The sequence below is a fragment of the Castellaniella ginsengisoli genome (genome assembly GCF_040955415.1).
In the GTDB taxonomy this organism is placed as follows: Bacteria; Pseudomonadota; Gammaproteobacteria; order Burkholderiales; family Burkholderiaceae_B; genus Castellaniella; species Castellaniella ginsengisoli.
This window is the reverse complement of record NZ_CP158257.1, coordinates 1,567,183-1,581,570: the sequence shown is the minus strand read 5'-3', so window position 1 is coordinate 1,581,570 and position 14,388 is coordinate 1,567,183. Positions and strand designations below refer to the sequence as shown.

Here is a 14,388-nt window from a genome sequence, read left to right as displayed (position 1 = left end):
CTCAGAAAGAGATCTGTTCAAGAATGGCCGGATCGAGGTTGCCCACATCCGCCATGCAACGCGCCTCCCACTGGGCGCGATCCCACAATTCAAAGTTCGACCCCAGGCCCAGCAGCATGACGTCCCTGTTGAGGCCCGCAGCCGCGCGCAGCTCGGGCGCCACCAGGATGCGGCTGGCTCCATCCATCTCCACGTCCTGGGCATTGCCCAGAAGCAGGCGTTGCAGCGGGCGCGCGGAGGCCGGCAGCGCCGCGATCTGCTCGCGCTTCGATTCCCAGATGGAGCGGGGATAGAGCATCAGGCAGCCATCGGGATGCCGCGTGAGGGTCAGCCGCCCTTGTTCTTCGGCCAGCAAGGCGTCACGATACCGGGCCGGAATGGACATCCGGCCCTTGGCATCCAGCGTGAGCGCGCTGCTTCCTTGAAACACGAGGGTTTTCCTCCCACTTCATGACACAAAAATCTACTTTGTCCCACTCTACGGGATGGATGAGTGCCGGTCAAGGCAAAAATTGAAATTTCTTCAATGACAACAAGCACTTACAACTGTTTTTAATAATTGATCGATAAATAAAAACCTGAAAAATCAAAGGATTGGAAACCAAACTGAAAGTCCTTTGTCAGGTTGGGGGCTTGTCGGCTTCCGGGCGGAGACGACTGGATACAACCGAACCTGCACCAATCCCCGATTGACACACCCGGGGGCAGCCGATGTAATGGACTTCCCCTCCCGGGCTGAAGCACCGGCACACCCGGGTGCCAGACTCGAAAGCATCCGAGCCTTTTTTGCGTTTGCCTGCCATTTCGTCAGTCACCAGAAAGGAGATTCCCTCATGTCGGATCAGACCCGTTTCCCCCACTCCCGCCGTCATTTCCTGCAATCCTCAGGAGCCGCAGGCGGCATGCTGCTGTTCGGCGGCCTCCTGCCGCTGCAACGCGCCCTGGCGGCTGGCGCGCCGCCCGCCATCAACCTGGGCCAGGTCCTGCCCATGACGGGCTCCGCGGCCGAATTCGGCCCCTACTACCGGGATGCCGTCCGGCTCGCCGTGGATCAGATCAACACGGCCGCCCAGGAGGTCTTCGGCGGCCCCCTCATCGCCAACCACGTCACGGCCGACAGCGCCACCCTGCCGACGGTGGGCGTGCAGGCCGCCCGGCAGATGGTCGATACCCAGCACACGCCGGTCATCATCAATGGCTGGTCCAGCGGCGTCACGGTCGCCGTGGCGACCTCGGTCACCATCCCATCCGGCGTCCTGCAAATCGGCAACGGCACCACTTCCCCCCTGGTCAGCGTGTTGCCCGCCGACGCCAAGGCCGATCTGCTGTTCCGCACCAGCGCATCCGACGCCATGCAGGGTGTGGTGGCCGCCCAGTTCGTCAACGGCGAAATCGACCCCGCCTACAAGTTCAAGCGCGTCGCCACCATCTACATCAACAACCCCTACGGGCAAGGCCTGTCCAATGCCTTCTCCGCCGCCTTCAAAAAACGCGGCGGCACCGTCCTGGCCGAGGTTCCCCACCCCGAAGAAGTCCAACCGACCTACAAGTCCATGCTGTCCCAGGCCTTGAAAGACAAACCCGACCTGCTGCTCATCGTCAGCTACCCGGCGCACACCATCGCCATCTGCAAGGAATCCCGCGACACCTTCAATTTCACCCACTGGCAATTCACCGACGGCAACGCCAGCATCGACATCATCAAGGAAGTCGGCGCCACGGACATGAACGGCCGCTACGGCACGGCGCCCGGCGAGGATACCACCACGCGGTCCTATCAGGATTTCGCCAAAACCTATCTGTCCACCTACAAGTACGACCACTTCCCGCCCTTCACCACCTGCTCGTACGACGCCGGTCTGGTCGCGGGGCTGGCCATGGCGGCCGCCGTGGCCGGAGGGGCCACCGATGCCTCCAGGATCACGGGCGCCATGCTGCGCGACGAACTCCGCAAAGTCTCCAACCCGCCGGGCGAGCTGATCGACGGCGGCGATCAGGATCGCGTCACGGAAATGCTCAAGGCCTTGAAGGCCGGCAAGCAGATCAACTACAACGGGGTCGCCGGACCCTGCGACTTCGACGACAACGGCGACGTCATCACGCCCGTCAATATCTGGAAGTATTCGGGCGACCAGATCGAGACCGTCAAGATGGTGGCCGCCAAGGACATCCCGGCCGGCTGATCCGCGCCTCGCACCCTTGAAAGACAAAGGTCACTTGCGTGACCTTTGTCGTGTCGGGCCCGCCGGCGGGCGCTAGTCCTCGGGCGCCTTGTCCAGAAAGCGGGAGACGCGCTTTTTCTCGGGCAGGATGCCCTGCGGGCGAAACAGCACGATCAACGCCAGCAGCAGACCCACGAAAGCCCAGCGCAGGAAGGACATGCGCGAGGCCACGTCGGGCGCGACCCCTTGCAGCGCGACCTGCAGAGAATCCGTGACGAAGCCCGTGCCGCTCCAGACGGCCCAGATCACGAAGGCCCCCAGGATGGCGCCCTTGTTGTTGCCGCTGCCGCCCAGCATCAACATCACCCAGACCAGGAACGTGGCAAACAAGGGCTTGAAGTGGCTGTAGTCGATCGTGACCATGTACGGCGCGTACAGAGCGCCGGCCACACCGATGACGACGGCACCCAACACAAAGGACTGCACGCGCAAAGACTTGACGTGCTTGCCGCTCATGGCCGCCGAATCCTCTTCGTCGCGCACGGCGCGCAACGCGCGCCCCCAGGGCGAGCGCACCATGGCTTCCAGCACGACATACACCAGCGCCAGACCGAGCGTGACGATCACCAGGTACAGATAGCTGTAGTCCCGGGGCTGCATGACGGACAAGACGGACTGCAGGCCATCCGGCAGCCAGCCGCATCCGGCGCGGTCGAATACGCAGGACAGTGGCTGGGGAATGCCGGACATGGGCTGAGGCCCGTTGGCCAGCCAGCGTTCGTTCTGGAAGACGAGCCGGATGATCTCGGCGATCCCCAGCGTGGCGATCGCCAGGAAATCCGCCCGCAAATGCAGGATGGGCTGAGCGATCAGGTAGGCCACCACGCCCGCCATGATGCCTGCGGCCGCCACGCCGGCCAGGTAGGGCGCATTCAGGCCGAACCATTGCTGGGCATAAGCCGCCATCAGGCCCGAGGGCGGCGAAGTGACGAACAGCGCCATGGTGAAGGCGCCGACGGCGAAGAAGCCGGCCACGCCGAAATTCAAGTGGCCGTTGTAACCCCATTGCGCATTCAGACCCAGCGACAGGATCGAGTAGATGATCGCCATGATGCTGAAGGACACCAGGTAATCCATGCTGCCGGGCAGCAGGCCCGCCACGCCAAACGCCAGCACGGCGCCCAGTACGAGGGCGGCCGGCAGGCGGGCCAGCCAACGCAGGCGGGAAAACAGCAGGCACCCGAGCAAAAAGGCCGGCACCAGCAGGAAGCAGGCTTTGATCAACAGTAGCGTATCCATGCCGCAGCTCCTAGCGTTGGGCGAACAGCCCCTGGGGCCGCATCAGCAGCACCAGCACCATCAGGACGAACGCCACCGCCGGCCCGTAGGCCGGATTCAGGAAGGCGGAAGTCAACTGCATGGCGATTCCGATGATGATCGACCCGACCAGCGCGCCCCAGGCGCTGCCGATCCCGCCCATGATCACAGCGGCGAACAAGGGTAGCAAGAGCACGAAGCCCATATCCGGACGCATCTGCGATGCCAGCCCGTACATGACGCCGCCGATGGCGGCCAAACCCGCGCCGATGGCCCAGGTCCAGGCGACGACCTGCTCGGTATCGATGCCGCGCACCTGGGCCAGGTCGGGATTGTCGGCTGTCGCGCGCATGGCCTTGCCGATCCGGGTGCGGGTCAGCATCCAGTACAGCAGCGCCACCAGGACGATGGCCAGGGCGAACACGAAGAGCTGGTCCGCCTGCAGGCGCAAGCCGAACGGCAGGTACAGCGCGGGATTGGAACGCCCCGAATAATAGAAATGGAAGTCCGACCCCCAGACCAGGTAGACGATGCCGCGCAGCAGGAATTCCATGCCCAGCGAAGCCATGGCCAGCAAGACGAGCGGCGACTGGTGCTTGCGCAATGGCCGATACAGCAGCCGGTCGATCAGGATCGCCACGAGGGCGGTGATCGCCGCCGCCAGCAGCAGGCCGACGACCAGTTCCCAACCGAAGGAAAAACGCCAGATGGGGTTGGATTGCGGCAGGACGAGCACCACGCCGTACGTCACGTAAGCCCCCAGAGTCAGAAATTCCCCATGCGCAAAATTCGGGAATTTCAGGACGCCGTAGCACAGGGTCAGGCCGATGCCCCCCAGGGCGATGATGCCGCCCAGCATCACGCCCCATGCGGTCAGGGACAGCATGTCTTCGGTGCTGGTGCCCGAGAGCCAGCCCGCGATCCACATGCCGGCCAGCACCAGCGCCAGCACGCCGCCCACGAAACGGCTGCTGCGCGCGCCGCCGGCGTCGCGGGCGTCGACGGTCTCGGTCTCCGGGGAATCCAGAGGCGGATTGTGATTCGCTGCGGACTGTGCCGAATCGGTCATCGCGTCATCCTCCCAGGTAGAGGCGCCCGACATTCGGGTCGTCGAGCAGATTCTGTCCCGTTCCCTCATGGCGATTCTCGCCATTGGCCAGCACGTAGCCGCGGTGGGCCATCCCCAGGGATTGCCGCGCGTTCTGCTCGACCATCAGAATGCCTACCCCGCTCTCGTTGATCCTGGCAATGCGCTCGAAGATCTCGTCCACCAGTTTCGGAGACAGGGCGGCCGTGGGTTCGTCCAGCAGCAACAGCCTGGGATTCATCATCAGGGCGCTGCCCATCGCGACCATCTGCCGTTCGCCGCCCGACATCTTGCCCGCCAGTTGGCGGCGGCGCTGGCGCAGCTTGGGAAACATCGCGTAGACCCGGTCCTTGTTGTCCGTCAGGTCGACCTTGCCCATCGGAAAGGCGCCCATTTCCAGGTTTTCCTCGACCGTCAGCGCGGTAAAGACATTGGCCACCTGCGGGACATAGCACATTCCCAGGCGGACGATGCGGTGCGGCGCCTCATGCGTGATGTCGTGATCGTCGAAGGCAATCGAACCCTGGCGCGGATGCAGCAGGCCGAAGATCGTCTTCATCAGGGTGGACTTGCCGGCCCCGTTGGGCCCGATGATGGCGACGATCTCGTCGGCCTCGACCCGGAGAGACACCGCGCGCAGGATTTCGGTGTCGCCGTACCCCGCCGTGACGGCGTCAACCTGCAACAGCGGCATATTGCCCTCCCAGGTAGGCTTCCAGCACGGCGCGGTCATTGCGCACGGCATCGGGGGCCCCTTCCGCCAGCTTGCGCCCCTCGCTCATGACGATGACCGGATCACACAGGCTCATGACCATGTTCATGTCGTGCTCGATCAACAGAAAGGTGATTCCGCGCTCACGCGACAGCGTCTGGATGTTCCCGATGATGCTTTGCAGCAGCGTACGGTTGACCCCGGCCGCCGGTTCGTCCAGAAGGATGAGCTGCGGATCCGCCATCAGCATGCGGCCCATTTCCAGCAGTTTTTTCTGACCGCCCGACAGATTGGCCGCGTATTCGTGCTGGACATGCGTGAGCTGAAGGTATTCCAGAACCTCGCGCGCCTTGGCGAGATGGCGGGCTTCCTCGGCCCAGACGCGCCCCGGACGCAGCAGGGCATTCCACCAATGCTCGCCCGACTGCCCGGCCGGCACCAGCATGAGGTTTTCAAGGACGCTCATGGTGCCGTGCTCGCGCGGAATCTGGAAGGTGCGGGACAAGCCGCGAGAAAAGACCTGGTCGGGGCGCAGATGGCCGATGTCTTCCCCGTCGAGCAGGATGCGCCCGGAGTCGGGGGGAATGAAGCCGGTGATGAGATTGAACACCGTGGTCTTGCCGGCGCCGTTGGGGCCGATCAGACCGGTGATGGTGCCGCGTTCCACCTGGAACGAACAATGATCCACGGCCCTCAGGCCACCGAAGCTTTTCGTCAGGTCACGGACTTCGAGCAGCGGATGCCGCTGGCCGACATCCGTTTCCGACAGGGATGATGCTGTCGAATCCGTCACCGATGCCTCCTGCAGGATTTCCACGATGGGAACCCGGCCGGCGTACCCTTTGCGCAGAGCGCCGAGGGCCGTCGGTTCGAAATGATGATTCAGGGTATCACAGCCGCCGCGGCGACCGAATGCGCATAATTCCCTATAAATGCGGAACAGATCTATAGGCCGGATTCTGTACGCCGGGTTGCCCCGGCGGGCGATCATTCCTCTGGGCGGGCCATTGCTGGACCGCTCTAGCCATCTACCCGCATGCTCGGACGGGCCGCCCTGTCGGCACGAAGCCGGCGCATGCCTATTTGATGTTGCTCCCGATAGAGGTTGCCGCGTTTCACCCTGCCGCAGACCGCCCGGACTGGCCGGACGGACGGTACGGAGATGGCCGTACCGGTGTGCGCCTTGCGGCGCACCCCTGCGGCAGACTCGTCTCTGTGGCCCTGGTCCTCGGCTTTCCCCGAAGGGATCGCCGGACGGCCGTTAGCCGCTATCGCGCCCGATGGAGTCCGGACCTTCCTCGATGCCTTTCGGCACCGCGATCGCCCGATCTGCCCCGCGCCGGCATTGTACCGCCTCGCGGTTCCGGACGAACCATCGCGTCGCCCATCCCGGCGGGTCACGCCCCCCCGGCACACCGCTCTCCAAACTGCGACAATACCCTTTTGGTTCCGGCGCGCCCTGCGCGCCGGCGGCTGCCCTTCCGTTGCCCGCATCATGTCCGACACCCTGCTTGCCCTCTCCCAGGCCCAGCTCGCCTACGGCCACCACCCCTTGCTCGACCACGCCGACCTGACCCTGCTGGCGGGCGAACGGATCGGCCTGATCGGCCGCAACGGCGCCGGAAAATCGTCGCTGCTGCGCGTCCTGGATGGGCGCACCCACCTGGACGACGGCGACATCCGGCGGCGCAACGGCTTGCGCATCGCCACGGTCGAACAAGAACCCGAACTGCCCGAGGATGAAACCATCCTCGGCTACCTGTCCGGCGATCCGCTGGCCACGGAAGACTGGCAGCGGCCGGCACGCGCCGGGGCGCTCATCGACGCGCTCGGCCTGGATCCCGATCTCCCCATCCGCGGCCTGTCCGGCGGCACGCGCAAACGCGTCGCTCTGGCCCACGCCCTGGTCGAGGAGCCCGACCTGCTGCTGCTCGACGAGCCGACCAACCACCTGGATTTCGAGGGCATCGCCTGGCTGGAAAACCTGCTGCGCACCACGCGGGCAGCCGTGGTGCTGATCACCCACGACCGCCGCTTTCTCGACGCCGTCGCCACCCGCATCATTGAACTCGACCGCGGGCAACTGCTCAGCTTTCCTGGCAATTTTTCCGCCTGGCAGGCCCGCAAGGCGCAGTGGCTGGAGGCCGAACAGCAGGCCAATGCCCGTTTCGACAAACTGCTGTCCCAGGAAGAGGTCTGGATCCGCAAGGGCATCGAGGCGCGCCGCACCCGCAACGAAGGCCGCGTCCGCCGCCTCGAAGCCTTGCGCCGCGCGCGCGCCGAGCGTCGCGACCAGCAGGGGCAGGTGCGCTTCTCCCTGGCTGACGGCCAGCGCTCCGGAAAACTCGTGGCCGAACTGACGGATGTCACCCACGGCTACGGCGAACACAACTTGATCCGGGATTTCAGCACCCTGATCCAGCGCGGCGACCGCATCGGCCTGATCGGCCCCAACGGCGCCGGCAAAACCACACTGCTGCGCATCCTGCTGGGCGAACTGCAGCCTCTGCGGGGCAGCGTGCGCCTGGGCACCAATCTGTCGATCGGCTACTTCGACCAGATGCGCGACCGGCTGGATGAATCCGCCACGCTGGCCGACACCATCAGTCCGGGCAGCGAATGGGTGGAGATCGGCGGCCAGCGCAAACACGTCATGAGCTACCTGGAGGATTTCCTCTTTCCCGCCGCCCGGGCCCACTCGCCCGTCTCCAGTCTGTCGGGCGGCGAACGCGCCCGGCTGGCGCTGGCGCGGATGTTCGCCCAGGCGCACAATGTGCTGGTACTGGACGAACCGACCAACGATCTGGACATCGATACCCTGGAGCTGCTGGAAGGCCTGCTGCAGGATTACCAAGGTACGGTGCTGCTGGTCAGCCACGACCGCACGTTCCTTGACAACGTGGTCACGCAAACCATCGCCGCCGAGGGCGACGGCCGCTGGCGGGAATACGTGGGCGGCTACGACGACTGGGAAAGCCAGAGGCCCCGCGCCGCAGCGCCGCAGGCTGCGGCAGCCCGGCAAGCCGCACCGGGCCGCACCGAGCCGCCCGGCGAGGCCCGGAACCCGGCCGCCGGCCGGCCCGCTGCCACGGAACCCGCCGAGAAGCCGCGCAAGAACCGCCTGGCCCCCTGGGAAGCCGAGGAACTGGCCAGGCTGCCCGACCAGATCTCCGCGCTTGAGGCGGAACAGGCCGGGCTGGCGGCACGCCTGTCCGATCCCGATCTATACCGTGACGGCACCGACGAGGCGCAGCGCGTCCAACAGGCCTTGAGCGAACTCGAAGGCCGGCTCGAGGGTTTATTCGAACGTTGGACCCTGCTGGAAGACAAACGCGGCGACTGAGATCCGCCAGGCGCGCAACCCCTCCACCCCGGGCACCTCTCCACCTCGTGCCTTGCAAGGCACTCGGATTCGCCAGGCGCGCAACCTCTCCACCCGAGGCATCTCTCCACCTCGTGCCTTGCAAGGCACTCGGATTCGCCAGGCGCGGAATAGTCCGCAGGGACTATTCCGCGTCCAGGCTCATCCAACCCAGGGTTTCTCCGGCGGCTAGGGGGACGACCACCTCATCGCCCAACGGCAGGTCGTGGGGGATGGGATTGGCCACGCGCTCCAGCGTCAGGCTGCCTCGATTGGGCTCCAGGCCATAGAAGGCCGGGCCATGCAGGCTGGCAAAGGCCTCCAGGCGGTCCAGGCGGCCGACGGACTCGAACGCCGTGGCATACAACGCCATGGCGTGGCGCGCCGTGTAGCAGCCCGCACAGCCGCAATCCTGCTCCTTGGCGCCGCGCGGATGCGGCGCGCTGTCCGTGCCTAGAAAGAAACGGGGATTACCGCTCGTGGCGGCCTCAAGCAGCGCCTTGCGATGCGTTTCCCGCTTCAGGACCGGCAGGCAATACCAGTGTGGTCGCAAGCCGCCCTTGAACAGGGCATTGCGGTTGTACAACAGATGCTGCGGCGTCAGCGTGGCCGCGATGGGGCCCGGGGCCTGCGTCACGTAGGCCGCGCCGTCCGCCGTGGTCAGGTGTTCAAACACGACCTTCAGCGCCGGAAAAGCCTGCCGCAGGGGCTGCATGACCCGCTCGATGAAGACCGCTTCGCGGTCGAACAGATCGACTTCCGGATCGGTGACCTCGCCGTGGACCAGCAGCGGCATGCCGCAATCCTGCATCGCCTCGAGCGTCGCACGGCACCGGCCCAGCAGATCCGTCACGCCGGCGTCCGAATGAGTCGTCGCCCCGGCGGGATAAAGCTTCACCCCATGCACGAACCCGCAATCGCTCGCCCGGCGAATCTCGTCCGGCGTGGTGCGGTCGGTCAGATACAGGGTCATCAGTGGCTCGAAAGCCGGCGTTTCGCCCGTCTCCGCACACGCCTGGCGCAAAGCGGACAGAATCCGCTCGCGGTAGGCGCGCGCATCCTCGGTGGTCAGCACGGGCGGCCTCAGGTTGGGCATGATGATTGCCCGCCCGAACTGGCGTGCGGAATCCATCACCACGCTGCGCAGCACCGCGCCATCGCGCAGATGCAGATGCCAGTCGTCGGGCCGGATCAGGCGGATGCGGGCGGGTGCGTCTGCGGCCCCGGCCGCAGACACGCCGCGATCCGGAGAAACGGGAAGAGAAGTCTGTGACACGGTCTGACAATCCTATTTTGTCTTTCGGGGAAACACGCGGTATGCTGCGAGGGCAATTCACTCAACACTGTAGGAGCCTGCATACATGGCAACCACCGAAAAGACCGGTCGCAAACCGAATGCGGCATTCATGAAGCCTCTCACCCCCAGTGCCACCCTGGCGGCCGTGATCGGTAACGAAGCCGTGCCCCGCACCGAAGTCACCAAGCGCATCTGGGACTATATCAAGAAGCATAATCTTCAGGATCCCGCGAACCGTCGCAACATCAACGCGGATGCCAAGCTGCGCCCCCTGTTCGGCAAAGACCAGGTTTCGATGTTCGAACTGACCAAGCTGGTCAGCCAGCATCTGAAATAAGCAGGATTGCGGCGGGCTGTCATGGCAGCCCCGCCTGCACGAAGCCAGTCGCGCCGGCCGGTGGCCGGACGACACGCCCGATGCAAGTCGGGCGGATCTCCCCCCCGCCCCGGGAGGGCAAACGGCCCGGCAGGGCGCCCCTAGAGGCTTTATGCCGCGATCACAAGCCGGGCAAAGGGGTTTCACCCGCCCAGTGCGCCAGCCAGCCCTTGGCGACGCGATAGATGATCCAGACCACGGCCACCAGGCCCGTGATGAAACCCACGAAGATCAGGCTGCCCAGCGCGCTGAGTGCCAGCCAGAGCAGCCCCCACCAGAAAGTCCGGATGATCCAGTCGATGTGGCCGGCATAAACGGTACCGACCATATCGCCGCGTTTCAGGTAGGCCAGAACCACAGCGGCCAGGACGGCTGCACCGAAGATCCCGGCGGACAGGATGCCCACGGCGAACAGCGCGTACATCAGATGGATGAGTTGTCGCTGGTTCAGTCCTTTGTCCATGTCGGGGGTGTCATCGCCTTGAATCATGAAAGCTCCTGCGAAGGCGCAGCCTGGCGCCAGCGTTTGAAAAGTCCATTCATTCTAAACCAGAAAAGACAAAGCCCCTGCAGAATACTCTGCAGGGGCTTTGCGGTATAGAAGCCTGACGATGACCTACTTTCACAGGTGTCCACCCACTATCATCGGCGCGAAGGCGTTTCACTGTCCTGTTCGGGATGGGAAGGAGTGGGACCGCCTTGCTATGGTCGTCAAGCATAACTGGTTGCGAATCAGTCTTTCGAGGGACTGGCTCGCCAATTTGGAAGAAGCACACAGGCGCGCGTCTTGCGAGGGCTGCATGGCAGCGGTCTCACAAGGGCGAAGCCCGGGGTTGCGTTGTTTCGTTCAATTGTGTCGGCTACTACACGATCACTCTAATTCCGTTGCGGTACTCCGCAAGGTTATAGGATCAAGCCGCACGGGCAATTAGTACTGGTTAGCTGCACGCGTTGCCGCGCTTCCACACCCAGCCTATCAACGTCCTGGTCTCGGACGACCCTTCAGGGGGGTCAAGCCCCCGGGATACCTAATCTTCAGACGAGTTTCCCGCTTAGATGCCTTCAGCGGTTATCTCTTCCGTACATAGCTACTCGGCAATGCCATTGGCATGACAACCGATACACCAGTGGTACGTCCACTCCGGTCCTCTCGTACTAGGAGCAGGCTCCGTCAAGTATCCAACGCCCACGGCAGATAGGGACCAAACTGTCTCACGACGTTTTAAACCCAGCTCACGTACCTCTTTAAATGGCGAACAGCCATACCCTTGGGACCGGCTACAGCCCCAGGATGAGATGAGCCGACATCGAGGTGCCAAACACCGCCGTCGATATGAACTCTTGGGCGGTATCAGCCTGTTATCCCCAGAGTACCTTTTATCCGTTGAGCGATGGCCCTTCCATACAGAACCACCGGATCACTATGACCTGCTTTCGCACCTGTTCGACTTGTCAGTCTCACAGTCAAGCACGCTTATGCCATTGCACTATCAGCACGATTTCCGACCGTACCTAGCGTACCTTCGTACTCCTCCGTTACACTTTAGGAGGAGACCGCCCCAGTCAAACTGCCCACCATGCACTGTCCCCAACCCGGATCACGGGCCAAGGTTAGAACCGCAAACAGACCAGGGTGGTATTTCAAGGTTGGCTCCACCGAATCTAGCGACTCGGTTTCAACGCCTCCCACCTATCCTACACAGGCCGGTTCACAATCCAATGCAAAGCTACAGTAAAGGTTCATGGGGTCTTTCCGTCTAGCCGCGGGTAGATTGCATCATCACAAACATTTCAACTTCGCTGAGTCTCAGGAGGAGACAGTGTGGCCATCGTTACGCCATTCGTGCAGGTCGGAACTTACCCGACAAGGAATTTCGCTACCTTAGGACCGTTATAGTTACGGCCGCCGTTTACCGGGGCTTCGATCAAGAGCTTGCACCCCATCACTTAACCTTCCGGCACCGGGCAGGCGTCACACCCTATACGTTGACTTTCGTCTTTGCAGAGTGCTGTGTTTTTAATAAACAGTCGCAGCCACCGATTCACTGCGGCCCCTTCATGCTCAGTGCGCAGGCACCTCACACTACCAGGGCATACCTTCTCCCGAAGTTACGGTATCAATTTGCCGAGTTCCTTCTCCTGAGTTCTCTCAAGCGCCTTGGAATATTCATCCCGTCCACCTGTGTCGGTTTGCGGTACGGTCTCGTGAGACTGAAGCTTAGAGGCTTTTCCTGGGACAACTTCCAATCAGTCCAGGAACCGAAGTTCCTGTCCAGCCACACCCTTGAATTCCGCGCCCGGATTTGCCTAAGCGCCTTCTATGGTGCAGCAACGGGGATATCCAACACCCCGATGACCTTCCGTCATCCGTCCCCCCATCGCATCTCACGACGGTGCTGGAATATTAACCAGCTTCCCATCAGCTACGCATCTCTGCCTCGCCTTAGGGGCCGACTCACCCTGCGCCGATGAACGTTGCGCAGGAAACCTTGGACTTACGGCGAGGGGGCTTTTCACCCCCTTTATCGCTACTCATGTCAGCATTCGCACTTCTGATACCTCCAGCAGCCTTTACAAGCCACCTTCGCAGGCTTACAGAACGCTCTCCTACCGCGTGCAATAAATTGCACACCCGCAGCTTCGGTAACTGGCTTAGCCCCGTTACATCTTCCGCGCAGGACGACTCGATCAGTGAGCTATTACGCTTTCTTTAAAGGATGGCTGCTTCTAAGCCAACCTCCTGACTGTCTATGCCTTCCCACTTCGTTTCCCACTTAGCCCGTTTTAGGGACCTTAGCTGGCGGTCTGGGTTGTTTCCCTCTTGAGTCCGGACGTTAGCACCCGGTGCTCTGTCTCCCACACTGTACTTGCCGGTATTCGGAGTTTGCCATAGGTTGGTAAGTCGCCATGACCCCCTAGCTATAACAGTGCTCTACCCCCGGCAGTAATCATGTGAGGCACTACCTAAATAGTTTTCGGAGAGAACCAGCTATCTCCAGGCTTGTTTAGCCTTTCACCCCTATCCACAGTTCATCCCCTAATTTTTCAACATTAGTGGGTTCGGTCCTCCAGCACGTGTTACCGTGCCTTCAACCTGACCATGGATAGATCGCCTGGTTTCGGGTCTACACCCAGCGACTGAATCGCCCTATTCGGACTCGCTTTCGCTACGCCTTCCCTATCCGGTTAAGCTTGCCACTGAATGTAAGTCGCTGACCCATTATACAAAAGGTACGCAGTCACCCCACAAGGAGGCTCCTACTGTTTGTATGCATACGGTTTCAGGATCTATTTCACTCCCCTTCCGGGGTTCTTTTCGCCTTTCCCTCACGGTACTGGTTCACTATCGGTCGATCACGAGTATTTAGCCTTGGAGGATGGTCCCCCCATCTTCAGACAGGATTTCACGTGTCCCGCCCTACTTCTCTGACGCTTAGTTCCACGCACTCGATTTCGTCTACAGGGCTATCACCATGCTGCGGCCGGCCTTTCCAGACCGTTCGACTATCGATTGCGCTAAATCGTCAAGGCTGCTCCGGTTTCGCTCGCCGCTACTGCCGGAATCTCGGTTGATTTCTTTTCCTCGAGCTACTGAGATGTTTCAGTTCACCCGGTTCGCCTCGTTACCCTATGTATTCAGATAACGATACGGCATCGCTGCCGTGGGTTTCCCCATTCGGACATCTGCGGATCAAAGCTTGTTTGCCAGCTCCCCGCAGCTTTTCGCAGGCTACAACGTCCTTCATCGCCTGTGATCGCCAAGGCATCCACCATATGCACTTATTCGCTTGATCCTATAACTTTGCAGATTACAGGAACTGAGTTTCGCGTGTTTGTGCCGTTCAATTCCAACAAGGTTCGTTCAATCCACCCTGGGTAGAGCAGATCGAAGTCTTTCTTGAGAACTTTTGAACAATTGATTTTGCAATCACAACCCGTAAATTACCCTGCTCGACAATCAAGTCGATCATGATATTTACATTGTTGTGCTTCTTCCAGATTGTTAAAGAACATGGTACTTCCACCGAGGGCTCATCTCGCGATGCCCCGCTCAGTCAGCAACACCCTAGTCGCCC

The 14,388-nt window shown here is 62.1% G+C and carries 10 protein-coding genes, 2 rRNA genes and 1 other RNA gene; 3 read left to right on the top strand and 10 right to left on the bottom strand.

Features of this window, described 5'->3' with window-relative positions; genetic code table 11:
• Position 1: 1 nt before the first annotated feature.
• Complete coding sequence (mraZ, locus tag ABRZ00_RS07545; RefSeq protein ID WP_343836887.1) at positions 2-430, bottom strand: division/cell wall cluster transcriptional repressor MraZ; 429 nt, start codon at positions 428-430, stop codon at positions 2-4.
• Positions 431-833: 403 nt separating this feature from the next.
• Between mraZ and ABRZ00_RS07540 the strand changes: the two genes are divergently transcribed.
• A complete protein-coding gene (locus ABRZ00_RS07540; protein ID WP_343836889.1) occupies positions 834-2,183 on the top strand; it encodes an ABC transporter substrate-binding protein in 1,350 nt (449 codons plus the stop codon).
• Between the two features lie 72 nt (positions 2,184-2,255).
• Here the strand turns inward: ABRZ00_RS07540 and ABRZ00_RS07535 are convergent, their stop codons facing one another.
• The 5 genes from ABRZ00_RS07535 to rnpB all read right to left on the bottom strand — a co-directional run bounded on the left by ABRZ00_RS07535 (position 2,256) and on the right by rnpB (position 6,614).
• Positions 2,256-3,461, bottom strand: a complete 1,206-nt coding sequence (locus ABRZ00_RS07535; protein WP_368647641.1) for a branched-chain amino acid ABC transporter permease — start codon at positions 3,459-3,461, stop codon at positions 2,256-2,258.
• A gap of 10 nt (positions 3,462-3,471) precedes the next feature.
• Positions 3,472-4,548 (bottom strand): branched-chain amino acid ABC transporter permease, encoded by a 1,077-nt coding sequence (locus ABRZ00_RS07530; protein ID WP_368647640.1) that lies wholly within the window; start codon positions 4,546-4,548, stop codon positions 3,472-3,474.
• 4 nt (positions 4,549-4,552) lie between these two features.
• Complete coding sequence (locus tag ABRZ00_RS07525) at positions 4,553-5,260, bottom strand: ABC transporter ATP-binding protein (protein ID WP_368639645.1); 708 nt, start codon at positions 5,258-5,260, stop codon at positions 4,553-4,555.
• Entirely contained in the window at positions 5,241-6,071 is an 831-nt protein-coding gene (locus tag ABRZ00_RS07520; protein WP_368639646.1) for an ABC transporter ATP-binding protein, read from the bottom strand. The genes ABRZ00_RS07525 and ABRZ00_RS07520 overlap by 20 nt, the downstream gene beginning before the upstream one ends.
• A 139-nt stretch (positions 6,072-6,210) precedes the next feature.
• Positions 6,211-6,614, bottom strand: an RNA gene (gene rnpB, locus ABRZ00_RS07515) — RNase P RNA component class A.
• A 156-nt stretch (positions 6,615-6,770) separates the two neighbouring features.
• Here rnpB and ABRZ00_RS07510 point away from each other — a divergent pair.
• The gene (locus tag ABRZ00_RS07510; RefSeq protein WP_368647892.1) at positions 6,771-8,621 is read left to right on the top strand and encodes an ATP-binding cassette domain-containing protein; all 1,851 of its coding nucleotides are present in this window, start codon (positions 6,771-6,773) and stop codon (positions 8,619-8,621) included.
• A 163-nt stretch (positions 8,622-8,784) separates the two neighbouring features.
• On the opposite strand, the gene pyrC is transcribed toward ABRZ00_RS07510, so the two are convergent.
• Positions 8,785-9,876 carry a dihydroorotase gene (gene pyrC, locus ABRZ00_RS07505; protein ID WP_368647601.1) on the bottom strand — a complete coding sequence of 364 codons (1,092 nt, stop codon included), beginning with the start codon at positions 9,874-9,876 and terminating at the stop codon, positions 8,785-8,787.
• Positions 9,877-10,000: 124 nt separating this feature from the next.
• Here pyrC and ABRZ00_RS07500 point away from each other — a divergent pair, with 124 nt between their 5' ends.
• Positions 10,001-10,273, top strand: coding sequence for an SWIB/MDM2 domain-containing protein (locus ABRZ00_RS07500; RefSeq protein WP_343836900.1), 273 nt, complete (start codon positions 10,001-10,003; stop codon positions 10,271-10,273).
• A gap of 160 nt (positions 10,274-10,433) precedes the next feature.
• On the opposite strand, the gene ABRZ00_RS07495 is transcribed toward ABRZ00_RS07500, so the two are convergent.
• The 3 genes from ABRZ00_RS07495 to ABRZ00_RS07485 form a co-directional block, all read right to left on the bottom strand.
• Positions 10,434-10,802: a hypothetical protein gene (locus tag ABRZ00_RS07495; RefSeq protein ID WP_343836902.1), complete on the bottom strand. Its 369-nt coding sequence runs from the start codon at positions 10,800-10,802 to the stop codon at positions 10,434-10,436.
• Between the two features lie 113 nt (positions 10,803-10,915).
• Positions 10,916-11,028, bottom strand: a 5S ribosomal RNA gene (gene rrf, locus ABRZ00_RS07490).
• Positions 11,029-11,219: 191 nt separating this feature from the next.
• Positions 11,220-14,106, bottom strand: a 23S ribosomal RNA gene (locus tag ABRZ00_RS07485).
• Between the last annotated feature and the right edge of the window lie 282 nt (positions 14,107-14,388).